This window comes from Pseudomonas sp. D4002, assembly GCF_013385665.1.
Lineage (GTDB): Bacteria > Pseudomonadota > Gammaproteobacteria > Pseudomonadales > Pseudomonadaceae > Aquipseudomonas.
The window spans coordinates 321,983-344,662 of sequence record NZ_JACAPN010000021.1 but is presented as its reverse complement, the minus strand read 5'-3'; the positions used below and the strand labels follow the sequence as shown (position 1 = coordinate 344,662).

The 22,680-nt window shown below is 61.8% G+C and carries 22 protein-coding genes and 1 pseudogene; 3 read left to right on the top strand and 20 right to left on the bottom strand.

Translation table 11 applies throughout. The features are described from left to right. Window positions 1-110: 110 nt before the first annotated feature. The 10 genes and pseudogenes from HX824_RS32975 to ubiE form a co-directional block, all read right to left on the bottom strand. Window positions 111-1,169, bottom strand: a pseudogene (locus HX824_RS32975) (methyl-accepting chemotaxis protein); the annotation flags it as partial. Window positions 1,170-1,347: 178 nt separating this feature from the next. Further along, complete coding sequence (locus tag HX824_RS16600) at window positions 1,348-2,055, bottom strand: 16S rRNA (uracil(1498)-N(3))-methyltransferase (protein WP_003209293.1); 708 nt, start codon at window positions 2,053-2,055, stop codon at window positions 1,348-1,350. Next, the gene (gene tatC, locus HX824_RS16595) at window positions 2,052-2,843 is read right to left on the bottom strand and encodes a twin-arginine translocase subunit TatC (RefSeq protein WP_026078063.1); all 792 of its coding nucleotides are present in this window, start codon (window positions 2,841-2,843) and stop codon (window positions 2,052-2,054) included. The genes HX824_RS16600 and tatC overlap by 4 nt, the downstream gene beginning before the upstream one ends. Further along, on the bottom strand, window positions 2,840-3,286 hold the full coding sequence (gene tatB / locus HX824_RS16590) for a Sec-independent protein translocase protein TatB (protein WP_003209296.1): 447 nt from the start codon (window positions 3,284-3,286) through the stop codon (window positions 2,840-2,842). The genes tatC and tatB overlap by 4 nt, the downstream gene beginning before the upstream one ends. 10 nt (window positions 3,287-3,296) lie before the next feature. After that, complete coding sequence (locus HX824_RS16585) at window positions 3,297-3,575, bottom strand: twin-arginine translocase TatA/TatE family subunit (RefSeq protein WP_003209298.1); 279 nt, start codon at window positions 3,573-3,575, stop codon at window positions 3,297-3,299. Between the two features lie 25 nt (window positions 3,576-3,600). Beyond that, window positions 3,601-3,933, bottom strand: a complete 333-nt coding sequence (locus HX824_RS16580) for a phosphoribosyl-ATP diphosphatase (RefSeq protein ID WP_008439273.1) — start codon at window positions 3,931-3,933, stop codon at window positions 3,601-3,603. Between the two features lie 2 nt (window positions 3,934-3,935). Continuing rightward, window positions 3,936-4,328, bottom strand: coding sequence for a phosphoribosyl-AMP cyclohydrolase (hisI, locus tag HX824_RS16575; protein WP_010169173.1), 393 nt, complete (start codon window positions 4,326-4,328; stop codon window positions 3,936-3,938). A gap of 41 nt (window positions 4,329-4,369) precedes the next feature. Further along, the gene (gene ubiB, locus HX824_RS16570; RefSeq protein WP_003209302.1) at window positions 4,370-5,974 is read right to left on the bottom strand and encodes a ubiquinone biosynthesis regulatory protein kinase UbiB; all 1,605 of its coding nucleotides are present in this window, start codon (window positions 5,972-5,974) and stop codon (window positions 4,370-4,372) included. Further along, entirely contained in the window at window positions 5,971-6,594 is a 624-nt protein-coding gene (locus HX824_RS16565; RefSeq protein WP_003209304.1) for an SCP2 domain-containing protein, read from the bottom strand. Before HX824_RS16565 ends, ubiB begins: the two co-directional genes overlap by 4 nt. Beyond that, a complete protein-coding gene (gene ubiE / locus HX824_RS16560; RefSeq protein ID WP_003209306.1) occupies window positions 6,594-7,364 on the bottom strand; it encodes a bifunctional demethylmenaquinone methyltransferase/2-methoxy-6-polyprenyl-1,4-benzoquinol methylase UbiE in 771 nt (256 codons plus the stop codon). Before ubiE ends, HX824_RS16565 begins: the two co-directional genes overlap by 1 nt. Window positions 7,365-7,507: 143 nt before the next feature. Here ubiE and HX824_RS16555 point away from each other — a divergent pair, with 143 nt between their 5' ends. The 3 genes from HX824_RS16555 to HX824_RS16545 all read left to right on the top strand — a co-directional run bounded on the left by HX824_RS16555 (window position 7,508) and on the right by HX824_RS16545 (window position 9,334). Beyond that, window positions 7,508-7,783: a polyhydroxyalkanoic acid system family protein gene (locus HX824_RS16555; RefSeq protein WP_008439272.1), complete on the top strand. Its 276-nt coding sequence runs from the start codon at window positions 7,508-7,510 to the stop codon at window positions 7,781-7,783. Window positions 7,784-7,888: 105 nt separating this feature from the next. Continuing rightward, complete coding sequence (locus HX824_RS16550) at window positions 7,889-8,311, top strand: phasin family protein (RefSeq protein WP_003209309.1); 423 nt, start codon at window positions 7,889-7,891, stop codon at window positions 8,309-8,311. Between the two features lie 12 nt (window positions 8,312-8,323). Continuing rightward, window positions 8,324-9,334 carry a phasin family protein gene (locus HX824_RS16545; protein ID WP_177054815.1) on the top strand — a complete coding sequence of 337 codons (1,011 nt, stop codon included), beginning with the start codon at window positions 8,324-8,326 and terminating at the stop codon, window positions 9,332-9,334. A 171-nt stretch (window positions 9,335-9,505) separates the two neighbouring features. Here the strand turns inward: HX824_RS16545 and HX824_RS16540 are convergent, their stop codons facing one another. The 10 genes from HX824_RS16540 to HX824_RS16495 all read right to left on the bottom strand — a co-directional run bounded on the left by HX824_RS16540 (window position 9,506) and on the right by HX824_RS16495 (window position 22,421). Beyond that, complete coding sequence (locus HX824_RS16540; RefSeq protein WP_003209312.1) at window positions 9,506-10,126, bottom strand: TetR/AcrR family transcriptional regulator; 621 nt, start codon at window positions 10,124-10,126, stop codon at window positions 9,506-9,508. A gap of 27 nt (window positions 10,127-10,153) precedes the next feature. After that, complete coding sequence (gene phaC, locus HX824_RS16535; protein ID WP_003209314.1) at window positions 10,154-11,836, bottom strand: class II poly(R)-hydroxyalkanoic acid synthase; 1,683 nt, start codon at window positions 11,834-11,836, stop codon at window positions 10,154-10,156. A gap of 101 nt (window positions 11,837-11,937) precedes the next feature. Then, complete coding sequence (phaZ, locus tag HX824_RS16530; protein WP_003209316.1) at window positions 11,938-12,783, bottom strand: poly(3-hydroxyalkanoate) depolymerase; 846 nt, start codon at window positions 12,781-12,783, stop codon at window positions 11,938-11,940. 174 nt (window positions 12,784-12,957) lie between these two features. Further along, on the bottom strand, window positions 12,958-14,637 hold the full coding sequence (gene phaC / locus HX824_RS16525) for a class II poly(R)-hydroxyalkanoic acid synthase (RefSeq protein WP_102605853.1): 1,680 nt from the start codon (window positions 14,635-14,637) through the stop codon (window positions 12,958-12,960). A 249-nt stretch (window positions 14,638-14,886) separates the two neighbouring features. Then, window positions 14,887-15,264, bottom strand: coding sequence for a gamma-butyrobetaine hydroxylase-like domain-containing protein (locus HX824_RS16520; RefSeq protein WP_003209319.1), 378 nt, complete (start codon window positions 15,262-15,264; stop codon window positions 14,887-14,889). 162 nt (window positions 15,265-15,426) lie between these two features. Then, complete coding sequence (hslU, locus tag HX824_RS16515; protein WP_003209321.1) at window positions 15,427-16,764, bottom strand: ATP-dependent protease ATPase subunit HslU; 1,338 nt, start codon at window positions 16,762-16,764, stop codon at window positions 15,427-15,429. A gap of 38 nt (window positions 16,765-16,802) precedes the next feature. Further along, window positions 16,803-17,333, bottom strand: coding sequence for an ATP-dependent protease subunit HslV (hslV, locus tag HX824_RS16510; RefSeq protein ID WP_003209323.1), 531 nt, complete (start codon window positions 17,331-17,333; stop codon window positions 16,803-16,805). A 256-nt stretch (window positions 17,334-17,589) separates the two neighbouring features. Beyond that, a complete protein-coding gene (locus tag HX824_RS16505) occupies window positions 17,590-18,294 on the bottom strand; it encodes an SPOR domain-containing protein (protein ID WP_003209324.1) in 705 nt (234 codons plus the stop codon). Window position 18,295: 1 nt separating this feature from the next. Further along, window positions 18,296-20,032 carry an arginine--tRNA ligase gene (gene argS, locus HX824_RS16500; RefSeq protein ID WP_003209327.1) on the bottom strand — a complete coding sequence of 579 codons (1,737 nt, stop codon included), beginning with the start codon at window positions 20,030-20,032 and terminating at the stop codon, window positions 18,296-18,298. A 169-nt stretch (window positions 20,033-20,201) separates the two neighbouring features. Further along, window positions 20,202-22,421: a primosomal protein N' gene (locus HX824_RS16495; protein WP_177054814.1), complete on the bottom strand. Its 2,220-nt coding sequence runs from the start codon at window positions 22,419-22,421 to the stop codon at window positions 20,202-20,204. Between the last annotated feature and the right edge of the window lie 259 nt (window positions 22,422-22,680).

Here is a 22,680-nt window from a genome sequence, read left to right as displayed (position 1 = left end):
CTGTTGACCCCGGCGCTGGTCTGCTCGGTAACGGCCGATAGCTGCTCGGCGGCACTGGCGATCTGGGTGACGCCGTCGCTGATACCGCCAATCAGCTCCCGCAGGCCCACGGTCATGCTTTGCATCGACCGTTGCAGCTGCCCCAGTTCATCCTGGCGCCGGGAGATCAGGTTGTGGCTCAGGTCGCCGGACGCCACGCGTTCGGCGACTTTGAGGGTCTGGTTCAATGGAATCACGATCTGCCGGGTAATGGCCCAGGCGGCGAGTACACCAAACGCCAGCGCGAGGGCGGTGGCCAGTAACAGCAGGTTCTTGGCGTGGGCGGCATCGGTATCACGCACCACGGTTTGCGAAGTGGTGAGTTTGTTACTGCGATCGAGCAGGATATCGCCCTGCTCGCCCATGATTTTCATCGCGGCGGCACTGGCCACCTGGGAGTCGCGGTACTGGCTCACGGCGGCGCGGTAGGCCTGCAGCGAGACGCTGGCCTCTTGCAGGTTGGCCCGGTATTGCTCGGGCAACTGGTCGTTGAGGTCGGTGATTTTCTTCAGGGCGTTGTCGATGGCATCCAGCGCCGGTTGTTCGGCCTCGACCTTGCCACTGTAGGTGTAGCCGCGCACCTGGAAGCGCGCTTGCTGGATCAGTTTGCTCAGGTCGACCACGCTGTTGAACAGGGTGACGCTGTCGCCTTGCAGCAGGGATTTTTCCACTTCGTTGATTTTCGCGACGGCGTTGTCGGCGGTATCGCCCAGTTTGCTGCGGGCGCCTTCACGCTTGAGGCCGGCCTGCACCATGGCGCCGAAGGCTTTTTTGTATTGCCCCAAGGCATCCTGTTGCTGCTCTACCACGAGCTTGTCGTCGGGTTGCTCGATCAGGTCTGCGGCGGTTTTCAGGCCACTGTCCAGCTGGGTGATCAGGTCGTTGACCGCGCTGGTGCCTTGTTCGCCACGGCGCATTTCGAAGTCCAGTCGGGCCAGGCGCAGGTCCTTGGTCAGCCCGTTGAGGCTGGAGATGTAGCCCAGCTTGTCGCCACGGCTGATCACGCCGCTGAGGCCGGTCCAGCCGGTGAAGGTGATCAATAGGGTCAGGACCAATACCAGGCCGAAGCCTATGCTCAGCTTGCGGTTGACGCTGACATTCCCCAGTTTCTCGGCTAACCAACGATACATGCTGCGAACTCCCCTGGAACAAGGCTTGGACTTATTCAGAGCGTATCGGCAGATTCGGATGTTTCTGTAGGAGCGAGCTTGCTCGCGAAGGTCGTCAACGATAACGCGGGCATTCTGAGTGAGCGCGGTGTCCTTGAGTTTTTCGCGAGCAAGCTCGCTCCTACAGGAGAGGGCGGTGTTAGAAAAGGCGGGCGAGCAATGCGGTGACGGCGGTTTCGACTCTCAGGATGCGCGCGCCGAGTTGCACCGGCTGCAACCCGGCCTTGGCCAGCAGGTCCACCTCGTAGGGAATCCAGCCGCCTTCCGGCCCGATGGCCAGGGTGACCGGCTCATCCAGCCCGCGAGGGCAGGGCGGATAGTCGCCAGGGTGACCAATCAGGCCGAGGGTGCCTTGCGCCATGGCGGGCAGGCGGTCTTCGACGAATGGCTTGAAGCGCTTTTCGATCACGATCTCGGGCAGCACCGTGTCCCGGGCCTGTTCCAGGCCGAGGATCAATTGCTCGCGAATCGCTTCCGGCTCCAGGAACGGCGTCTGCCAGAAGCTTTTTTCCACGCGATAGCTGTTCACCAGCACCACTCGCGGCACGCCCATGGACGCCACGGTTTGCAGCACCCGGCGGAGCATTTTCGGACGGGGCAGGGCCAGCAGCAGGGTCAGGGGCAGTTTGGCCGGCGGCGGCTGGTCGAAGGTCACTTCCAGCTCGGCTTCCCGGGCTTCCAGGCGCAGCAACTGCGCGTTGCCCATCAAGCCGCCAATCCGTCCGACCCGCAGGCTGTCGCCTACGGCGGCACGGTGGACTTCCTGCATATGCACCAGGCGCCGATCACGCAGCACCACCCGGTCGGCCGCGATAAAGTCGGCCTCCTCAAGCAGCAGCAGGTTCACGGCTGGGTCGCTGGCGGCTGGTCGTCGTCGGCGGGTTGGTCATCGGGGTGATCGCCACGCTTGCTCACCAGGCTGCCAAACAGGATGCCAATCTCGAACAGCATCCACATCGGTACGGCCAGCAGGGTCTGGGAGAAGATGTCCGGCGGGGTCAGGATCATGCCGACCACGAAGCAGCCGATGATCACGTACGGGCGGATCTTCTTCAGGTATTTGACGTCGACCACGCCGATCCATACCAGCAGCACCACGGCCACCGGGATTTCGAAGGCCACGCCAAAGGCGAAGAACAGCGTCATCACGAAGTCGAGGTAGCTGGTGATGTCGGTCATCATTTCCACACCGGCCGGGGTGGCGGCGGCGAAGAACTTGAAGATCAGCGGGAACACCAGGAAGTAGGCGAAGGCCATCCCGGTGTAGAACAGCAGGATGCTCGACACCAGCAGCGGCACGGCGATGCGTTTTTCATGCTTGTACAGGCCCGGCGCGATAAAGCCCCAGATCTGATGCAGGATCACCGGGATCGCCAGGAACAGCGAAACCATCATCGTCAGCTTCAACGGCGTGAGGAACGGTGACGACACGTCGGTGGCGATCATCGTCGCGCCAGCCGGCAAGTAGTCGCGCAGCGGCGTGGAGACGAAGGTGTAGATCTGCTGGGTGAAGGCAAACAGCCCGGCAAAGATGATGAAGATCGCCGCGACACAGCGCAGCAGGCGGGTGCGCAACTCGGTGAGGTGCGAGACCAGTGGCATGTGCTGGTCGGTTTCCGGTTTATCAGCGCTCATGGGGCTCGCGGCGGCAATGTAGGGTCGTGGGGCGCGGGCGACACGGCAGGTGTCGGCGCGGGTTCGGTCGGGGTCACGGGCGCAGTGGGCGCAGGCTCGACGGCGTGCACGGGTTCAGCGACCGGTGCAGGCGCGGGTGCGGCGGGCGGAGCAATCGAATGCTCGGCCACAGGCTCGACCGGCTTGGGCGTTTCCTGCACCGGCGAGAGAATCTTCCGTGCCTCCTGCTCCAACGACAGAATGTGTTCGTTGTGCAGTTGCCGGCGAATCTCGTCGGCGCCGATTTCCCGTTCAACTTCCTGTTTGATCGCGTTGAAACTGCGTTTCAGGCGCCCGATCCACAGGCCGGCCGTGCGCGCGGCACCGGGCAGGCGTTCCGGCCCCAGTACCAGCAGGGCCACGAGGCCGACGAGCAGCAGTTCAGAGAAGCTGATACCAAACATTATTCAGTACTCACGAGTCTTTTTGGTTCTGCTCTTTGACGTGCTCGGCCTGCACGTCGAAGGTGCGACGTTCAGTGATCGGCTGAGTGGCCTGCGGGTGTACAGGCTGCGCCGGTGGCACCGGATTGACGGCCGGGTCGGCAGGCTTTTCGTCGTCGTTCATGGCCTTGCGAAAGCCCTTGATCGACTCACCGACGTCGGTGCCGAGGTTTTTCAGTTTCTTGGTGCCGAACACCAGCACAACGACCACAAGAATGACGATCCAGTGTTTCCAGTCAAAAATGCCCATGCTGCAATTCCTCTGTAAAAGTTGGTCAGACGGACGGGCGCGAGGCCTTTTCGGCATGCCCGGACAAGCCGAAGCGACGGTCCAGTTCATCAAGCACTGCCTGTGGATGCTGCCCCAGTTGGGCGAGCATGACCAGACTGTGGAACCACAAGTCGGCAGTTTCGTAGATCACGTCGCTGCAGTCGCCGCTGATTTGCGCGTCCTTGGCCGCAATAATCGTCTCGACGGATTCTTCGCCGAGTTTTTCCAGGATCTTGTTCAGACCCTTGTGGTACAGGCTGGCGACGTAGGAGCTGTCGGCGTCCGCGCCTTTGCGGTCTTCCAGCACCTGGGCCACACGGTTGAGGGTATCGCTCATGTTCAGTGTCCTGCCGAATAGATAGCGTGCGGGTCTTTGAGCACGGGCTCGACGGTCTTCCACTCGCCGTTCTCGAACACGCGGTAAAAGCAGCTGTGACGGCCGGTGTGACAGGCGATATCGCCGATCTGCTCGACCTTGAGGATCACCACATCGGCATCGCAGTCGATGCGCATCTCATGCAGGGTTTGCACGTGCCCGGACTCTTCGCCCTTGCGCCACAGTTTGCCACGGGAACGTGACCAGTAGATGGCGCGGTTCTCGGCGGCGGTCAGGCTCAGGGCCTCGCGGTTCATCCAGGCCATCATCAGCACGCGCCCGGTCTTGTAGTCCTGGGCAATGGCCGGCACCAGGCCGTCACTGTCCCACTTGATCTCGTCCAGCCAGTCTTTCATTTTCGGCTCCGGCAATTTGCGACAGTGTATAACCGGATTGGCTATCGACGCACGATCAGATACACGCCCACCGCGACCATGATGCCGGCCGGCCAGTGGCCCAGTTCATTCAGCGGCCCGCCGGCGGCCAGTATCGTACCGCCCACCAGGTGCGCGGCGCCCAGCAGGCGCAGGAACCAGTCGTCCTTGCGCTTGTGCCACGGCGGTGCGGGGTCCTTGGCGTGGGGCTGGGACATGCGCTCCAGCAGGTCGCGGGTCATGTTGGCCAGGTGCGGCAGTTGCTCGACCTGGCTTTGCAGGTTGCCCAGCAGGGTTTTCGGGCTGATACGGTCCCGCATCCAGCGCTCGAGGAACGGCTGGGCGGTGTTCCACAGGTCGAGGTCCGGGTACAGCTGGCGGCCCAGGCCTTCGATGTTCAGCAGGGTCTTTTGCAACAGTACCAACTGCGGCTGCACTTCCATATTGAAGCGCCGCGCCGTCTGGAACAGACGCATCAGCACCTGACCGAAGGAAATATCCTTTAACGGTTTTTCAAAGATCGGCTCGCACACAGTGCGGATCGCCGCTTCGAATTCGTTGAGCTTGGTTTCGGCCGGCACCCAGCCCGAATCGATGTGCAACTGCGCCACGCGGCGGTAGTCACGCTTGAAGAAGGCAAACAGGTTGCGCGCCAGGTAGTCCTGGTCTTCCGGGGTCAGGCTGCCGACGATGCCGCAGTCGATCGCAATGTACTGCGGGCTCCACGGGTTCACGGTGCTGACGAAGATATTGCCGGGGTGCATGTCGGCGTGGAAGAAGCTGTCGCGGAACACCTGGGTGAAGAAAATCTCCACGCCGCGCTCGGCAAGCATCTTCATGTCGGTGCGCTGGTCGGCCAGGGTCGCGAGGTCGGTGACCTGCACGCCGTAGATGCGCTCCATCACCAGCACTTTCGGGCGGCACCAGTCCCAATAGACTTGCGGCACGTACAGCAGCTGCGAGCCTTCGAAGTTGCGTTTGAGCTGGCTGGCGTTGGCCGCTTCGCGCAGCAGGTCGAGTTCGTCGTAGATGGTTTTTTCGTAGTCCAGCACCACGTCCACCGGGTGCAGCAGGCGTGCATCGGCAGAAAAGCGCTCGGCGGCGCGGGCAAGAATGAACAGCCACGCCAGGTCCTGGCCGATGATCGGCTTGAGGCCCGGGCGGATCACCTTCACCACCACTTCTTCGCCGCTTTTCAGTTGCGCGGCATGCACCTGGGCCACCGAGGCCGAGGCCAGCGGCGCGATGTCGAAGCGGCTGAAGACTTCGCTGATCTTCTTGCCCAGCTGTTCTTCAATCAACGTGACTGCCAGTTGCGAGTCGAACGGCGGCACGCGGTCCTGCAACAGCATCAGTTCGTCGGCGATGTCTTCGGGCAACAGGTCGCGGCGGGTGGAGAGGATCTGCCCGAACTTGATGAAGATCGGCCCCAAGTCCTGCAACGCCAGGCGCAGGCGCGCGCCACGGCTCAGCTCGAGGGTCTTGCGCGGGAACCAGCGCCACGGCAGCACATAGCGCACCGCCAGCAGAAACCACGGCAGCGGCAGGGCGAACAGCAGGTCATCGAGGCGGTAGCGGATTACGACGCGCTGGATACGAAACAAACGGCGGACGGCGAGCAGCTTCATGCGTTATCGCTTGAATCAAGGGAGCGGCTCAGGCGCTCGAAGCGCGCCTCAAGTCGTTCCAGGTCGAGTTTGGCCTGGTCGAGTTCGCGAAAGCGCGCTTCCGCTTCCCGTTGTCCGACCAGGGTGCGCGATTCTTCGCTCAGGTATTCGGCGAGGTTCTGGTTCAGGCTGGCGAAACCCTGCTGGTACCAGCGCGTGCGGCTGCGCAGGTGACCGCTGATCAATTGGGTGGCCACCGGGCCGAGCCAGCGTGACAGCTCGTATTCCCAGTCCAGTTCCAGGTCTTGCAGCACGGCGGCCAGGTCCATCAGCACCGCGCTGTCGCCTTCAAGTTCCACGTCCGGGCCGTGGAGGATCGCCGTCTTGTCCCGGCTCAGGGCCAGGCGCAGCAGGCTTGAGCCGGAAGCACGCAGGGTGCAGTCGGCGTCGGCGGCCCAGTGGGACGCCAGCAACAGGCCTTCATCGCTGGGCAGGATAAACAGCTGCAAGGCGGGGCTGGTGCAGTCGACGGCGATGATCCTGCCGTTCAGGTGCGCCAGCCGTGCCAGGGCGGTGCTGTCCAGGCGCAGTACACGGTTGAGGCCGTGTTCGACGCTGGCGAGAAGGCCTGCGAACAGCATCAGGGCTTGATGCCGCGGTGCAGGGCGACGATGCCCGAGGTCATGTTGTGGTAGGTCACGCGGTCGAAACCGGCCTCTACCATCATCGACTTCAGGGTTTCCTGGTTCGGGTGCATACGGATCGATTCGGCCAGGTAGCGGTAGCTTTCGGCGTCATTGGTGATCAGCTTGCCCATCAACGGCATGAAGGCGAACGAGTAGGTGTCGTAGACCTTGGACATCAGTGCGTTGGTCGGCTTGGAGAACTCCAGCACCAGCAGGCGACCGCCGGGCTTGAGTACGCGCAGCATCGAGCGCAGTGCGTCTTCCTTGTGGGTCACGTTACGCAGGCCGAAGGCGATGGTCACGCAGTCGAAGTGGTTGTCCGGGAACGGCAGCTTTTCAGCGTCGGCCTGGACGAACTCGATATTGCCCGCCACACCTTTGTCCAGCAGGCGATCACGACCGACCTTGAGCATCGAGCCGTTGATGTCGGCCAGTACCACCTGCCCGGTGGGGCCCACCAGCTTGGAGAACTTGGCGGCCAGGTCGCCCGTGCCGCCTGCGATATCCAGCACACGGTTGCCGGTGCGTACACCCGACAACTCAATGGTGAAGCGCTTCCACAGGCGGTGCATGCCGCCGGAGAGCACGTCGTTCATCAAGTCGTACTTGGCGGCGACCGAGTGGAACACCTCGGCGACTTTTTCCGCTTTCTGGCTTTCCGGGACGTTCTTGAAGCCGAAGTGAGTGGTGGGTTCGGCATCGCTGCCTTTGCGCTGATCAGTCATATCGCTGTCACCAAAAGAGAATGGGGGCATTCTAATCCCCAAGGCATGCTTTGTCTTGGCAAGGCTGAAGGTAAGATAGGTGGTCACCGAGACCTTTTGCCGCATGGCGGGTCGACAAGTCTCTATAACGAGGAGTCATTCAAATGGCCCGTATACAGGTTGAACGTGCCCACACACTGGGCAAAGACGCTGCGCGAGAAAAAGCCGACAAGTTGGCGAGCAAACTCAAGGAGCAATATGGCCTGGAGTCTTCCTGGGCCGGCGACACACTGAACCTCAAACGTTCGGGCGTTAAAGGCACCGTGAAAGTGGCGGAAGATTCCCTGCGGATTGAAGTCGAACTGGGCCTGTTGATGTCGGCCATGAGTGGCACCATCAAGTCCGAAATCGAGAAGGCACTGGATAAAGCCCTGGCCTGATTTGCGACCTTCTTAGGGTGCCGATTCTAATTTTTCTGCCTACTTTGTGCCCAAGCCCCCAACTTCTGTGGGCAGTTCCTCCCCCCTTTATGCGTGAGGTGCACCATGGCCAAAGTTATTTTGAAGAAAAAAATTGCTACCGGAACTAACGCCCTGACTGACGTTAAATCCTATGCCCGCAAGATCTGGCTGGCCGGTTTGGGGGCTTACGCCAAGGTCGGAAGCGAGGGCGCCGAGTACTTCAAAGAGCTGGTTAAGACTGGTCAACATGTTGAAAGTAAAGGCAAAAAAGTTGTGATTGAACAACTTGATGCAGCCAACAGTCAGATTGATCAAGTCAAGAGCGAAGTCTTCGGCATCAAAGGTCGAGTCGAAGTGCAACTGGATAAAGTTGAAAGCGCTTTTGATAGTCGTGTTGGAAGTGCCTTGAATCGGATCGGCATTCCGTCTAAACATGACGTGGAGACACTCTCTGCTAAGCTCGATGAGCTGACGGCATTGCTCGAACGTGTCGCGCGTAAACACTAAGGAGACAACGGGATGGCTGGTAAAAAGACTACTGATAAAGAAGGCAGCTCGTGGATCGGGGAAGTTGAAAAATACTCCCGCAAGATCTGGCTGGCCGGTTTAGGCGTGTACTCGAAGGTGAGCAGTGACGGCGGTAAATACTTCGAGACTTTGGTTAAAGACGGCGAGAAGGCCGAGAAGTTGACCAAGAGCACAGTGGGTAAACAAGTCGATGCGGCAAAGGCTTCCGCCGGTTCTGCCAAATCACGTATCAGCGACAAGTGGGGCGAACTGGAAGGGGCTTTTGACAAGCGCCTGAACAGTGCCATTTCGCGACTGGGCGTACCTAGCCGTACTGAAGTGAAAGCGCTGCACAGCAAGGTCGATACCTTGACCAGGCAAATCGAAAAACTCACCGGCCTCAAAGCTGCGCCAGTTGCGGCTAAAACTGCAGCGGCTAAACCGGCTGCCAAGCCTGCGGCGAAAACTGCAGCGGCCAAGCCTGCTGCTAAAACCGCCGCTAAACCGCTGGTCAAGGCCGCCGCCAAACCGGCAGCCAAGCCAGCCGCCAAGGCGCCGGCCAAAGCTGCTGCAAAACCGGCTGCCAAGCCTGCGGCGAAAACCGCAGCGGCTAAACCGGCCGCCAAGCCTGCCGCTAAACCAGTGGCCGCTAAAGCAGCTGCAAAACCTGCGGCGAAACCTGCAGCCAAGCCGGCAGCAAAAGCAGCAGCCAAGCCAGCGGCGAAAACCGCTGCCGCCAAACCTGCTGCTGCCAAGCCAGCCGCTGCGAAACCTGCAGCCAAGCCGGTTGCTGCCAAACCCGCCGCCAAGCCTGCGGCTGCAAAACCTGCAGCGGCCAAGCCAGCTGCAAAACCGGCTGCGGCGAAGAAGCCGGCCGTAGCCAAAAAGCCAGCAGCGCCGAAGCCAGCGGTAGCGGCCAAGCCTGCAACTGCAGCGCCGGCGACCAACTCGGTCACGCCACCGACGCCTGCTGCTACCCCGACTGCAACGCCGGCAACCCCGACGCCTACCAGTCAGTCCTGATTTTTACGGGACACATAAAAACGCCCGGCCTGCGAAGGTCGGGCGTTTTTTATGGAATCTACAGAACAACACAAATCCAATGTGGGAGCGGGCTTGCTCGCGAAAGCGGTGGATCAGTCACACATGTATTGACTGACACTCCGCTTTCGCGAGCAAGCCCGCTCCCACATTTTAGTCCGCGTCGTCCAGGTAGCGCAGCGCCAACCTCTCTGTCGCCAGCCTCGCCGGCATCAGCAGATGCGGGGCCACCAGCATCATGATCTGGTACACCACCACCCGCACCTCACCTTCTCGGTCGAGAATCCGCTGGTAGTCCAGGGAAAACAGCAAGGTCATGGTGATCTGTTCCACCAACTGCCCCAGCGCTTGGGTTTCACTGACCAGTTGCCCATCCGTCTTGAGGCGGGCCAGCAACGAGGCCAGCGTGCGCTTGAGCGCCGTCAGCAGGTTGCGGATGCCCTTGGCCAATTTCGGCAGGCGGCCCGCCAGGTTCGACAGGTCCTGGAACAGAAACCGATAGTGCGCCATGCGCTCCACGATCAGGTGCAGGAACAGCCAGTAATCCTCGGCCGCCAGTTGGGCGTCTTCCGGCGGATCGAGCAACGGCGCCAATTCGTTTTGAAAGCGCTCGAACAGCCCGAGCACCAACGGTTCCTTGCCATGGAAGTGGTAATAGAGATTGCCGGGGCTGATCCCCATTTCATTGGCCACCTCCATGGTCGACACGTTCGGCTCGCCCTTGTGGTTGAACAACTGCAAGGCACATTCAAGGATACGGTCGCGGGTCTTCATCCAGTCTTCTTAAAGTCGTCGTGGGGCTCAGCGGACTCGCACATAGGTGCCCGGCGCCGCTTCCATCGGTGGGTAATTCTGGTTGCCCAGGGCGGTCAGTGTTTCGCGCTGCACACCGGAGCGCTGCTGGATCCACGCCAGCCAGTTGGGCCACCAGCTGCCCTCGACATGATTGGCGTCGTAGTACCAGGCGCGCGGGTCGCTGCTCAGCTTGAGGTTCTCGACGTAGTTGGCCTTGGGGTTGCCCGGTGGGTTGAGGATGCTCTGGACATGCCCGCTGTTGGACAGAATGAAGCGCTTGTCGCCGCCCAGCAGTTGGGTGGAGCGGTACACCGCGTCCCACGGCGTGATGTGGTCGTTGATGCCGCCCACGCTGAAGCTGTCCACCGTCACCTTCTGCAAGTCGACAGGCGTGCCGCACACCTCCAGGCCGCCGGGGTGGCTCAGCGGGTTGTGCTTGAAGAAGTCCAGCAAGTCGCCGTGCAGCGCGGCGGGCAGGCGGGTGTTGTCGTTGTTCCAGTACAGGATGTCGAAGGCCGGCGGTTCCTTGCCCAGCAGGTAGTTGTTGATCCAGTAGTTCCAGATCAGGTCGTTGGGACGCATCCAGGCGAATACCTTGGCCATGTCCCGGCCGTCGAGTACGCCTTGCTGGTAAGAGCGGCGCTTGGCGGCTTCCAGCGTCTGTTCGTCGGCGAACAGGGTGGCGGGGCTGTCGATCTGGCTGTCCAGCAGGCTCACCAGGTAGCTGGCGCTGGAGATGCGGCGCAGCTGGCGCTTGGCCTGCAGATGGCCTTGCAGCGCGGCGATGGTCAGGCCACCGGCGCAGGCGCCCATCAGGTTGACCTCACGGGCGCCGGTGATTGCGCGGGTTACGTTCAGCGCTTCTTCCAAAGCCGCGACGTAGGTGGACAAGCCCCATTCGCGGTGGCGTACATCCGGGTTGCGCCAGCTGACCATAAACACTTGCAGGCCATTTTTCAGGGCGAACTGGACGAAGCTGTTGTTCGGGCTCAGGTCGAAAATGTAGTACTTGTTGATTTGCGGCGGCACCACCAGCAGCGGCTTGGCGTACTGTTTTTCGCTCATGGGCTTGTACTGGATCAGCTCCAGCAGTTCATTGCGAAACACCACCGAACCGGGTGTGGTGGCCACCGTCTTGCCGACTTCAAAGGCCTGCTTGGTGACCTGGCGCGGCAAGCCGTTGTTGTGCAGCAGGTCGTCGAACAGGTTGCTGACGCCACGCACCACGCTGTTGCCGCCGGAGTTGAGCAGCTCCTTGATCGCCAGCGGGTTGAGCAGGGTGTTGGATGGCGACACCGCATCGTTGAGCAGGGCAAAGGCAAAGTGCGCCCGCGCCCGGTCGTCGGCGCTGAGGTTGCTGTCGTCGATCCAGTGGCGGGTCTGTTTTTGCCAGCTCAGGTAGGCTTGCAGGCTACGCCGATAAAACGGGTTGAGCTGCCAGGTCGGGTCGGCGAAGCGGCTGTCCTTCGGGTTCGGCTCGTGCACCGTTTCCCCGAGCAGCACGCGGCCCAATTGCCCGCCCAACTTCAAGGCGTGGCGGGCGGTGTGCACCGGATTGCGCAAGCCGTGTGCGGCGACGCTGCGCAGGGTCGAGAGCAAATCCCGGCCGCGCAGGCCGGTGATCGCACTTTCAATATTGATGAACGCGGCGGGTGTGGGCACCGGGTTCGATACGGGTCTTTCTCGCATGCGCCAACACTCCTTCGTCAAGCCATCAACAAGCACGCCAATTCAGAACCATAGTCGGTTCTGGCCAAGTTGCGCGGCGCGGTCGTCCTGACCGCCGCCGTCTAAAGTGCGGGTTGCGGGTGAATCACCGCCCTCAGGCGTTCCTCTTGGAGAAACTTCATGATGATCGGCGCCACGGCCTCGGCCCGGGTAATCAGGAACAGATGGCCGTCGTCGATGATGTGCAGTTGGGCGTTGGGAATGCGCCAGGCCAGCATGCGCATGTTGATCAGCGGGATCAGTGGGTCGTCGTCGCCGGCCAGCACCAGGGTCGGCTGCTTGATCTTGTGCAGCCAGTGGATGCTGGTCCAGCCAAGCCCGGCGAACAGTTGCCAGTAGTAACCCAGCTTGCCCGCCGAACGCACTTTGCTCGCGTGTTCGGCGGCCAGTTTCGAATCCCGACGGAAGGAGCCGCCGTAGATCATCGGTGCAATGCGCACCACGTGGGACGGTTGGATATAACGCCGGGGGCTGGCCATCAGCCACAAGACCTTCGGCTTGCCCGGCACCATGAAGGCACCGGCGGCGGTGGCGGCCAGAATCAGCTTCTTGCAGCGTTCCGGATAGTCATAGGCGAACTGCTGCGCCAGCGCGCCGCCCCAGGAAACGCCCACCGCGTTGACCTGGCCATAGTCCAGGTAGTCGAGCATGCGCGCGGTGAGTTTGGCCAGGCCGGGAAAGCGATAAGGCCGGCTGGGGGTCGACGAGCCGCCGACGCCTGGCACATCAAAGGCAATCACTTCCAGGTCCGGGTCCAGGGCCTGGACGAACGGAAACACCAGCTCAAGGTTGGCGCCGATGCCATTGAAAATCAGCAGCGGCGTCAAGTGAGGCTTGCCCGGGCGTACCGCCGTGCGGATAGCTTGGCCATCCAGGTCGATGGTACGGAAGATGAACGGTTGCGGCATGGGCTTGCCCTGCAAAATGGCGCGCTATTCCCTGTCGGAACTCGGTCAGTGTGGGAGCGGGCTTGCTCGCGAAGGCGGTGAATCCGTCTCTAGATGCATCAACTGACACACCCCCTTCGCGAGCAAGCCCGCTCCCACAGTTGATACCGTTCCAGTCACAAAAGTGTGTGTGCTTTATCGTTCATGTACATAAGTGCCCGGCGCCGCTTCCGCCGCTGCATAAGTCTTGTTGCCCAGGTTCGCAGGCGCCTTCTTCAACTTGCCCGACCGCTCCGCCTGCCACGCCTGCCAATGCAACCACCACGAATCGGTGTGCTTGGTGGCGTTCTCCTGCCAGTCCAGGGCCTTGCCCGGCATTGTATCGCTGGTCTGGTAACGCGATTTTGGATTGCCCGGCGGGTTCAGAATGCTCTGGATATGCCCGCTGCTGGACAGCACAAACTCCACCTTGCCGCCAAACAGCTGCGCCGACTTGTAGCAGGACTGCCACGGTGTGATGTGGTCGTTGGTGCCGGCCAAAGAATAAATATCGGCAGTGACCTGCTTCAGGTCGATCGGCGTGCCGCACACTTCCAGGGCATTGGCGCGCACCAAGGGATTGTTCTTGAACAGTTCGATCAGGTCGCCATGGAACGCGGCCGGCAAGCGGGTGGTGTCGTTGTTCCAGAACAGGATGTCGAACACCGGTGGCTCGTTGCCCAGCAGGTAGTTGTTGACCCAGTAGTTCCAGATCAGGTCATTGGGGCGCATCCAGGCAAACACCTTGGCCATGTCGCGGCCTTCCAGCACACCGGCCTGGTAGGAATGGCGCTTGGCCGCTTCCAGGGTCTGTTCGTCGACGAACAACGCCACCTGGGTGTCCAGGGTGGTGTCCAGCACGCTCACCAGCAAGGTCAGGGCGTTGACCTTCTTCTCGCCCAGCGCCGCGTAGTGGCCCAGCAGGGCGGTGCAGGTGATGCCGCCGGAGCAGGCGCCGAGCATGTTGATGTCTTTGCTGCCGGTGATCGCGCTCACCACATCGACCGCTTCTTTCAGCGCCTCGATGTAGGTCGACAGGCCCCACTCGCGCTGGGCCTTGGTCGGGTTGCGCCAACTGACGATAAACGTCTGCTGGTTATTGCGCAGGCAGAAGCGCGCCAGGCTCTTGTCCGGGCTCAGGTCGAATACATAGAACTTGTTGATCTGCGGCGGCACTACCAGCAGCGGACGTTCGTGCACCTGCTCGGTGATCGGCCGGTACTGGATCAGCTCCAGCACATCGTTGCGAAACACTACGGCGCCTTCGGTGGTGCCCAGGCTCTTGCCCACTTCAAAGGCGCCCATGTTGACCTGGCTCGGCATGCCGCCGTTGTGCACCATGTCCTTGGCCAGGTTGGACAGGCCATCCAGCAGGCTCTTGCCGCCGGTTTCAAAGAAGCGTTTGACCGCCGCCGGGTTGGCTGCGCTGTTGGTGGGCGCCATGGCTTCGGTCATCAGGTTGATGACGAAGTGGCCGCGGCTGATGTCGTGTTCCGACAGGTTGCTGTCACCGATCCAGTCGTGCAGCTCCTTGCGCCACGCCAGGTAGGTTTGCAGGTAACGTTTGTAGAGCGGGTTCTGGGTCCACGCCGGGTCGTTGAAACGACGGTCGTCGGCCTCGGGTGTCAGCTGTGATTTGCCGAACACCACGTTCTTCAATTCGACGCCGAAATGGGCGACATGCTTGACGCTGTGCAACGGTTGTTTGATGGCCTGGGTCAGCACCATCCGAGCGGATGCCAGTAAATCCTTTTTCCGTAACGCGATGATCGGGTTCAGCCCCAGGGTGTTTTCCGAGGCCTGGCGTTTCAAGTCATCGTTGTTCTTGTTACTCATCTACGACGCTCCATTGTCCGACAGACGAGTACCGGGTACCGCTGTGTACCACTACTTGCCACACAGCACAGCCTGGTACTACTGCTCGGGTGACCGTTAATACCGCATCGTCAAATGCAGGGAACTTGCCAGTTCCATTGGTTACCCGAGTTTAATTTTTTTCGCAAGCGGGCCAATCGTTGGCCACGACAGAGGGGCATTCAAGCAGATGGAATTAGAAAATGCCCACTAATGAGCAAGAGGCCTGGGCTAGAGCATCAGCCGCACGACCGACTGGCTCGGGTCGCGGGTTTTTCCGGCGGCTTTCAGCTCGGCAAGATAGTCAGCCCACAGCGCGTCCTGACGCACGGCAAGTTGATAGAGGTAGTCCCAGGTGAACAATCCGCTGTCATGGCCATCGTCGAAGGTCAATTTCAGTGCGTATTGGCCGGCGGGTTCGATCTTGGTCAAGCCGACATTGAGCTTGCCGAATTGCAGGATCGGTTTGCCGTGGCCCTGGACCTCGGCGGAGGGGGAGTGCACGCGAAGGAATTCGGCGGGCAGTTGATACACCTCGTCGGGACCGTAGGTGAGGCCCAGGGTCCTGGAGGCTTTGTGCAGGTTGATGGCGGTAGGCAGTTTGGTCATTTGGGGAACCGCTCAGAGATGATCCTGAAGGAACCGGCTTTAAACTGTGGGAGCGGGCTTGCTCGCGAATGCGGTGGGTCAGTTCATGCAATTGTGACTGACCCACCGCATTCGCGAGCAAGCCCGCTCCCACATTAAAGCAGAGCGGTTCCTGCGTGAGGCTTACAGGATATAACGAGACAGATCTTCGTTCTGCGCCAATTCGCCCAGGTGGCTGTTGACGTAGTCGGCGTCGATCTTGATTGCCACGCCATTCTGCGCGCCCGCCATGTCGCCAGCACTGAAGGACACTTCCTCCAGCAGGCGCTCCAGCAAGGTGTGCAAACGACGGGCACCGATGTTCTCGGTCTTCTCGTTGACCTGCCAGGCGATCTCGGCCAAACGCTTGATACCGTCCGGCAGGAACTCAATCCCCAGGCCTTCGGTTTTCAGCAGCTCGCGGTATTGCTCGGTCAGCGACGCATGCGGCTCGCTGAGGATGCGTTCGAAATCGCCCGGCGTCAGCGCTTTCAGTTCAACGCGAATCGGCAGGCGGCCTTGCAGCTCCGGCACCAGGTCGCTTGGCTTGCTCAGGTGGAAGGCACCGGACGCGATAAACAGGATGTGGTCGGTCTTGACCATGCCCAGCTTGGTGTTGACGGTGCAACCTTCGATCAGCGGCAGCAGGTCGCGCTGCACGCCTTCGCGGGACACGTCGACGCCGCCGGAATTGCCGCGCTTGGCCACCTTGTCGATCTCGTCGATGAACACGATGCCGTGCTGCTCGACCGCTTCCAGGGCCTTGGCCTTGAGTTCTTCCTCATTCACCAGGCGCCCGGCTTCTTCGTCGCGCACCAGTTTCAGCGCTTCCTTCACCTTGAGCTTGCGGCTTTTCTTCTTGCCTTTGCCCATGTTGGCGAACAGGTTCTGCAACTGGCTGGTCATTTCTTCCATGCCAGGCGGTGCGGAGATGTCGACGCCGGACACTTCGGCGACTTCGATCTCGATTTCCTTGTCGTCCAGCTGACCTTCACGCAGGCGCTTGCGGAACAGCTGGCGGGTGTTGGAATCCGAGCTTGGCGCGGCGTCTTCGTTGAAGCCCATGCGTGCCGGTGGCAGCAAGGCGTCGAGGATGCGTTCTTCAGCGGCGTCTTCGGCGCGATGGCTGACCTTGGTCATTTCCTGTTCGCGCAGCAGCTTCAGGGCAGCGTCGGCCAGGTCACGAATGATCGACTCGACGTCACGGCCCACATAGCCCACTTCGGTGAACTTGGTGGCTTCGACCTTGATGAACGGCGCATTGGCCAGCTTGGCCAGGCGCCGGGCGATCTCGGTTTTACCGACACCGGTCGGGCCGATCATCAGGATGTTCTTGGGGGTTACTTCAACGCGCAATTCTTCGGGCAGTTGCATCCGGCGCCAGCGGTTACGCAGGGCGATGGCAACGGCGCGCTTGGCATCGTCCTGGCCGATGATATGGCGATTGAGTTCATGGACGATTTCGCGGGGAGTCATGGACATAGTAATTGGCGGTCCTCAAGCGGGAATAAGCCTGCGGCTTACTCGGCGAGGTCCTGCTCCTCAATGGTCAGGTTGTGGTTGGTGAAGACACAGATGTCGCCAGCGATACCCAGGGCAGTCTCGACGATTTCCCGGGCCGACAGGTCGGTTTTCTTCAACAGGGCGCTGGCCGCCGCTTGTGCGTAGCCGCCGCCGGAGCCCATGGCGATCAGGCCTTCTTCGGGTTCAACCACGTCGCCGTTGCCGGTGATGATCAGGGAGGCGTCTTTGTTGGCGACGGCCAGCATGGCTTCCAGGCGGCTGAGTGAGCGGTCGGTGCGCCATTCTTTGGCGAGCTCGACGGCGGCACGGACCAGATGGCCCTGGTGCTTCTCAAGTTGGCCTTCAAAGCGCTCGAACAGGGTAAAGGCGTCAGCGGTGGCGCCGGCAAAACCGGCGAGGACCTGGCCGTGGTACAGGCGACGGACTTTTTTCGCGTTGCCTTTCATCACGGTATTGCCAAGTGAAACCTGGCCGTCGCCGCCCATGACGACTTTGCCGTGGCGGCGAACTGAAACGATGGTGGTCAAGGGGAGAGTCTCCACGCTGCGGGGCGAAAATGCCCTGATGGAACTCATATGGGGGTGGCGGGGGGGATTTCAACTGTAGGACGGGAGGGCGGACGAGTGGTGTTTATGTGTCGGACTCGGTCCTGAGGCCGATGAAAATCAAATGTGGGAGCGGGCTTGCTCGCGAATGCGGTGTGTCAGTCACCTAAAATATTGACTGATCTACCGCATTCGCGAGCAAGCCCGCTCCCACATTAATCCGATGCTGTTTCCGGAATCAGCGGCTCTGGCGTTGTTGTAACAACAGGTTGCTAAACCCGGCGCCGGCCAGTTGCTTCTGCGCCACGGTCAGCTGTTCACGGTTGCTGAACGGCCCCACCAGTACGCGATACCAGGTCGCATCCTTAACCGTCCCGGACTCCACCGTCACCGCCTGCCCCAGCAAAATAATCTGCGCGCGTACCCGGTCCGCATCCGCCTGTTTCGGGAACGAGCCCGCCTGCAGGAAGAACTTGGTCACCGGCGCGGCCTTGGTGGTGGCGACCGGCGGCGGTGGCGGCGGGGTAATCCCGGCCAGCGCCGCCTGGGCCCGGGCCGTGTCGATCTTCGCTGCTTCGGCCGGGGTAACCGGCGTAGTCGGCACCGGCTGCGGCGTCGGCAGGGTTTTCTCCGGCACGGCGTCCGGCGGCACGATCACTTCCGATTCCGGCAGCAGCGTGTAGAAGTCGTACTTCGGCTTCACCGGCGCAGTCGGGCTAGGCGGTGTCTTGTTCGCCTCGGCCATTTTCGTGGCCTTCTGCTGTTCTTGCTTGACCCGTTTGACGTCATCGCCCTTGCCCGGGTCGAGCTTCATCAGGAACACCACAAACGCGCCGACCGTCAGGCCGATGGCCATCCACAACCAGCCCGGAATAGGCTTCTTCGCCGGTGCCTGGTAGCGGCTGGCGCCGCGCTTGGGTGCAGGTTTTTTCTTGGCAGCCAACTTACATACGCTCCAGAGTTTCCAGGCCCAACAATTCCAGGCCTTGCTTGAGGGTCCGTCCTGCCAGTGCGGCGAGGCGCAGGCGGCTCTGCTTTTGGGCTTCGTCGTCTGCGGTCAGGATCGGGCAGTTCTCGTAGAAGCTGGAGAACAAACCGGCGACTTCGTACAAATAGGTGCAGAGGATGTGCGGTGTGCCTTTTTCGCCGACGCTGTTCAGCACTTCGCCGAATTGCGCCAGTTTGGCGGCCAGTTCCTGCTCGTGTGGCGCCTCAAGGTTGATCTGGCCTTCGACTTCGCTGAAGTCCTTGCCCAGCTTGCGGAACACACCGGCCACCCGCGTGTAGGCATACAGCAGGTACGGCGCGGTGTTGCCTTCGAAGTTGAGCATCAATTCGAAGTTGAAGCTGTAGTCGCTGGTGCGGTGCTTGGACAGGTCGGCGTATTTCACCGCGCCAATCCCCACGACGCGGGCGATGTTGCGCAGGTCGGCTTCGGCCAGCTCCGGGTTCTTTTCCTTCACCAGGTTGTAGGCGCGGTCCTGGGCTTCGTTCAGCAGGTCGATCAGCTTCACGGTGCCGCCGTCACGGGTCTTGAACGGGCGGCCATCGGCGCCGTTCATGGTGCCGAAGCCCATGTGCTCCATCTGCATCGGATGGGTCACGAAACCGGCGCGGCGCGCCACTTCGAACACTTGCTGGAAGTGCAGGGCCTGGCGCTGGTCAACGAAATACAGGGCACGGTCGGCTTTCAGCACGCCGCTGCGGTAGCGCACGGCGGCCAGGTCGGTGGTGGCGTAGAGGTAGCCGCCATCGGCCTTGACGATGATCACCGGCAGCGGGTCGCCGTCGGCGGTCTTGAATTCTTCGAGGAACACGCACTGCGCGCCGTTGCTTTCAACCAGCAGGCCCTTGGCCTTGAGGTCGTTGACCACGTTGATCAGGTCGTCGTTGTAGGCGCTTTCGCCCATCACGTCGGCCATGGTCAATTTGACGTTGAGCAGCTCGTAGATTTCCTGGCAGTGGGACAGCGAGATCTCGCGGAAGCGGCCCCACAGTTCCAGGCATTCGGCATCGCCGGCTTGCAGCTTGACCACCAGGCCACGGGCACGGTCGGCGAATTCTTCGGATTCATCGAAACGCTTCTTGGCGGCGCGGTAGAAGTTCTCCAGGTCCGACAGCTCGTTGCTGGTGATCGGGTTTTCCTGCAGATATGCCATCAACATGCCGAACTGGGTACCCCAGTCGCCCACGTGGTTCTGGCGGATCACGTCATCGCCGAGGAACTCCAGGACCCGCGCCACGCCGTCACCGATGATGGTGGAGCGCAGGTGGCCCACGTGCATTTCCTTGGCCAGGTTCGGTGCCGACAGGTCGATGGCCACGCGCTGTGCCGGGCCGGCCTTGCGCACGCCGATTTTCGCGTCGGCCAGGGCCGCGTCCAGGCGCGAAGCCAGGGCCTGGGTGTTCTGGAAGAAGTTGATGAAGCCTGGGCCGGCGATTTCAGCCTTGGTCACCTGCGGGTCGGCCGGCAGCGCGGCGATGATTTTTTCCGCCAGGTCGCGCGGCTTCAGGCCGGCCGGCTTGGCCAGCATCATCGCGATGTTGCTGGCGAAATCACCGTGGGTCTTGTCGCGGGTATTTTCCACCTGGATCGCCGGCGTCAGGCCTTCAGGCAACACACCTTCGTTGACGAGTTGGGTGAGGGCTTGTTGGATCAGCTGGCGAATGGTGTCTTTCATGGTGTTCTCTTTCGACCGCAAGCGGTGGCGCGCGATGCGCAGGTGGAAAAACTGGGCATTATCCGTGGCGAGGGCGGGCTTGCCAACCTTCGCGGGACCTTGACGGACGATTAACCTGTGGCGAGGGAGCTTGCTGTGGCGAGGGAGCAAGCTCCCTCGCCACAGGGGGTTAGTACAAATCTACCGGGTCTACGTCCAGCGACCATCTCACCTGGCGACCACTGGGCATTTGCTCCAGCGCAAGTAACCAGCTGCTTAATAAACGATGCAGCGGCGCGCGGGCGCTGGCTTGCAAGAGTAGCTGGGCGCGGTAACGCCCGGCGCGGCGTTCCATCGGTGCTGGCACCGGGCCCAATAGCTCGATGCCGGTCAGACCCAGTTCCCCCAGCAAACGTTCAGCCTCGCTGCACGCTTCATCCAGGAAACCTTCGGCCTGCCCCGGCTTGTGCGCTTCGGCCCGCAGCAGCGCCAGATGCGCAAACGGTGGCAAACCTGCCGAGCGTCGCTCGCTCAAGGCCTGTTCGGCGAAGGCAAAGTAGCCTTGTTCTGTCAGTTGAATCAGCAGCGGGTGGTCGGCCAGGTGCGTCTGGATGATCACCTTGCCCGGCTCTTCGGCCCGCCCGGCCCGGCCTGCGACCTGCACGATCAACTGCGCCATGCGCTCGCTGGCGCGAAAATCCCCAGAGAACAGCCCGCCGTCGGCATCCAGGATCGACACCAGGGTCACCCGTGGGAAGTGATGCCCTTTGGCAAGCATCTGCGTGCCCACCAGAATGCACGGCTGGCCCTTCTGGATCGTGGCGAACAACTGATTCATCGCGTCCTTGCGCGAGGTGCTGTCGCGGTCGACCCGCAGCACCGGGTAATCCGGGAACAGGATGCCCAGTCGTTCTTCGGCGCGCTCGGTGCCCGCACCCACCGGTCGCAAGTCGACTTTGCCGCACTGCGGGCAGTGCCGCGGCACCCGTTCCAAATGGCCGCAGTGATGGCAGCGCAACTCGCCGGAGCGCTGGTGCACGGTCATTCGCGCATCGCAGCGATTGCACTCGGACATCCAGCCGCAGTCGTGGCACAGCAGCGTCGGCGCAAAACCCCGGCGGTTGAGGAACACCAGCACTTGCTGGCCCGCCGCGAGGGTTTGGCCTATGGCTTGTTGCATCGGCCCGGAAATGCCGCTGTCCAGCGGGCGACTTTTCACGTCCAGGCGCAGGAAGCGTGGCTGCTTGGCGCCGCCGGCCCGCTCGTTCAGGCGCAGCAGGCCGTAGCGCCCGGTGTAGGCGTTGTGCAGGCTTTCCAGGGAAGGCGTGGCCGAGCCCAGCACAATCGGGATGTTTTCCTGGCGGGCGCGCACCAGCGCCAGGTCGCGGGCGTGGTAGCGCAGGCCTTCCTGCTGTTTATAGGAGCCGTCGTGTTCTTCGTCGATGATGATCAGCCCGGGATTTTTCATCGGGGTGAACAGCGCCGAACGGGTGCCGATAATAATGTCGGCCTCGCCGTCCCGGGCGGCGAGCCAGGATTCCAGGCGCTCGCGGTCGTTGACCGCCGAGTGCACCAGGGCGATGCGCGCGTTGAAACGCTGCTCGAAACGCGCCAGGGTTTGCGGGCCGAGGTTGATCTCGGGGATCAGCACCAGTGCCTGTTTGCCGGCTTCTAGGGTTTCGCGGATCAGTTGCAAATAGACTTCGGTCTTGCCGCTGCCGGTGACGCCCGCCAGCAGGAACGCGTGGAAACTGTCGAAACCGGCGCGAATCGCTTCATAGGCGGCACGTTGTTCGGGGTTGAGCGGCAGTTCCGGCTGGGCCAGCCAGTGTTCGTGGCGCTCGCCGGGGGCGTGCTTGCGGATCTCCACCTGCACCAGGCCCTTGGCCAGCAGCAAGTCCAGGCTGTCCTTGCTCAGCATCAGCTTGCTTAAAAGCTGATGGGCGACGCCGTGGGGATGCTGGGCCAGGGTTGCCAGGGCTTCACGCTGGCGCGGGGCGCGGGCGATACGCGGGTCGTCCATGCGCGCCCCCGGGACCATCGACCAGAAACGCTCCTGGCGCGCCTCGGCCAGTTCGCCCTGGCGCAACAGCACCGGCAGCGCCCAGCTCAAGGTGTCGCCGAGGCTGTGCTGGTAATACTGCGAGGTCCACAGGCACAGCTTGAACAGCGCGGGCGGCAGCGGCGGCGTGCTGTCGAGGATGGCCACGGCGGGCTTGAGCTTCTCGGCGGGCACTTCGCTGTGATCGGCGACTTCCACCAGGATGCCGATCATCTCCCGCCGGCCAAACGGTACCCGTACGCGCATGCCGGGCTGCAACTGCGACCGCAATACGCCGGCAGGGGCCCGATAATCGAACAGGCGGCGCAGGGGCGAGGGCAGGGCGAGGCGCAAAATGGCGTCGGGCACGCGGGGGTTCTCATATGACGGGCGGCGAAGAAGGGCGGGAGCCTAGCAGACCAGCGGTGGATGTGGGAGCCGGGCTTGCCCGCGATAGTATCGACACGGTGCACCTGAGGCACCGCAGCGCCTGCATCGCGGGCAAGCCCGGCTCCCACGGGACCTTGTGTATGTCGTGCTTTTCTGATGAAAGGGGCCGTAGTGCTTCTTGCGCGTTTAAAAAGGTCTGGTAGAATCCGCGGCCTAATTACGTGCGGTATTCAACAAT

Bases quoted from the DNA above. Each gene is read 5' to 3' on its own strand.
- tatC (WP_026078063.1), bottom strand. From the start codon at position 2,843: ATGAGCGCTGATAAACCGGAAACCGACCAGCACATGCCACTGGTCTCG.
- tatB (WP_003209296.1), bottom strand. From the start codon at position 3,286: ATGTTTGGTATCAGCTTCTCTGAACTGCTGCTCGTCGGCCTCGTGGCC.
- HX824_RS16585 (WP_003209298.1), bottom strand. From the start codon at position 3,575: ATGGGCATTTTTGACTGGAAACACTGGATCGTCATTCTTGTGGTCGTT.
- HX824_RS16580 (WP_008439273.1), bottom strand. From the start codon at position 3,933: ATGAGCGATACCCTCAACCGTGTGGCCCAGGTGCTGGAAGACCGCAAA.
- hisI (WP_010169173.1), bottom strand. From the start codon at position 4,328: ATGAAAGACTGGCTGGACGAGATCAAGTGGGACAGTGACGGCCTGGTG.
- ubiB (WP_003209302.1), bottom strand. From the start codon at position 5,974: ATGAAGCTGCTCGCCGTCCGCCGTTTGTTTCGTATCCAGCGCGTCGTA.
- HX824_RS16565 (WP_003209304.1), bottom strand. From the start codon at position 6,594: ATGCTGTTCGCAGGCCTTCTCGCCAGCGTCGAACACGGCCTCAACCGT.
- ubiE (WP_003209306.1), bottom strand. From the start codon at position 7,364: ATGACTGATCAGCGCAAAGGCAGCGATGCCGAACCCACCACTCACTTC.
- HX824_RS16555 (WP_008439272.1), top strand. From the start codon at position 7,508: ATGGCCCGTATACAGGTTGAACGTGCCCACACACTGGGCAAAGACGCT.
- HX824_RS16550 (WP_003209309.1), top strand. From the start codon at position 7,889: ATGGCCAAAGTTATTTTGAAGAAAAAAATTGCTACCGGAACTAACGCC.
- HX824_RS16545 (WP_177054815.1), top strand. From the start codon at position 8,324: ATGGCTGGTAAAAAGACTACTGATAAAGAAGGCAGCTCGTGGATCGGG.
- HX824_RS16540 (WP_003209312.1), bottom strand. From the start codon at position 10,126: ATGAAGACCCGCGACCGTATCCTTGAATGTGCCTTGCAGTTGTTCAAC.
- phaC (WP_003209314.1), bottom strand. From the start codon at position 11,836: ATGCGAGAAAGACCCGTATCGAACCCGGTGCCCACACCCGCCGCGTTC.
- phaZ (WP_003209316.1), bottom strand. From the start codon at position 12,783: ATGCCGCAACCGTTCATCTTCCGTACCATCGACCTGGATGGCCAAGCT.
- phaC (WP_102605853.1), bottom strand. From the start codon at position 14,637: ATGAGTAACAAGAACAACGATGACTTGAAACGCCAGGCCTCGGAAAAC.
- HX824_RS16520 (WP_003209319.1), bottom strand. From the start codon at position 15,264: ATGACCAAACTGCCTACCGCCATCAACCTGCACAAAGCCTCCAGGACC.
- hslU (WP_003209321.1), bottom strand. From the start codon at position 16,764: ATGTCCATGACTCCCCGCGAAATCGTCCATGAACTCAATCGCCATATC.
- argS (WP_003209327.1), bottom strand. From the start codon at position 20,032: ATGAAAGACACCATTCGCCAGCTGATCCAACAAGCCCTCACCCAACTC.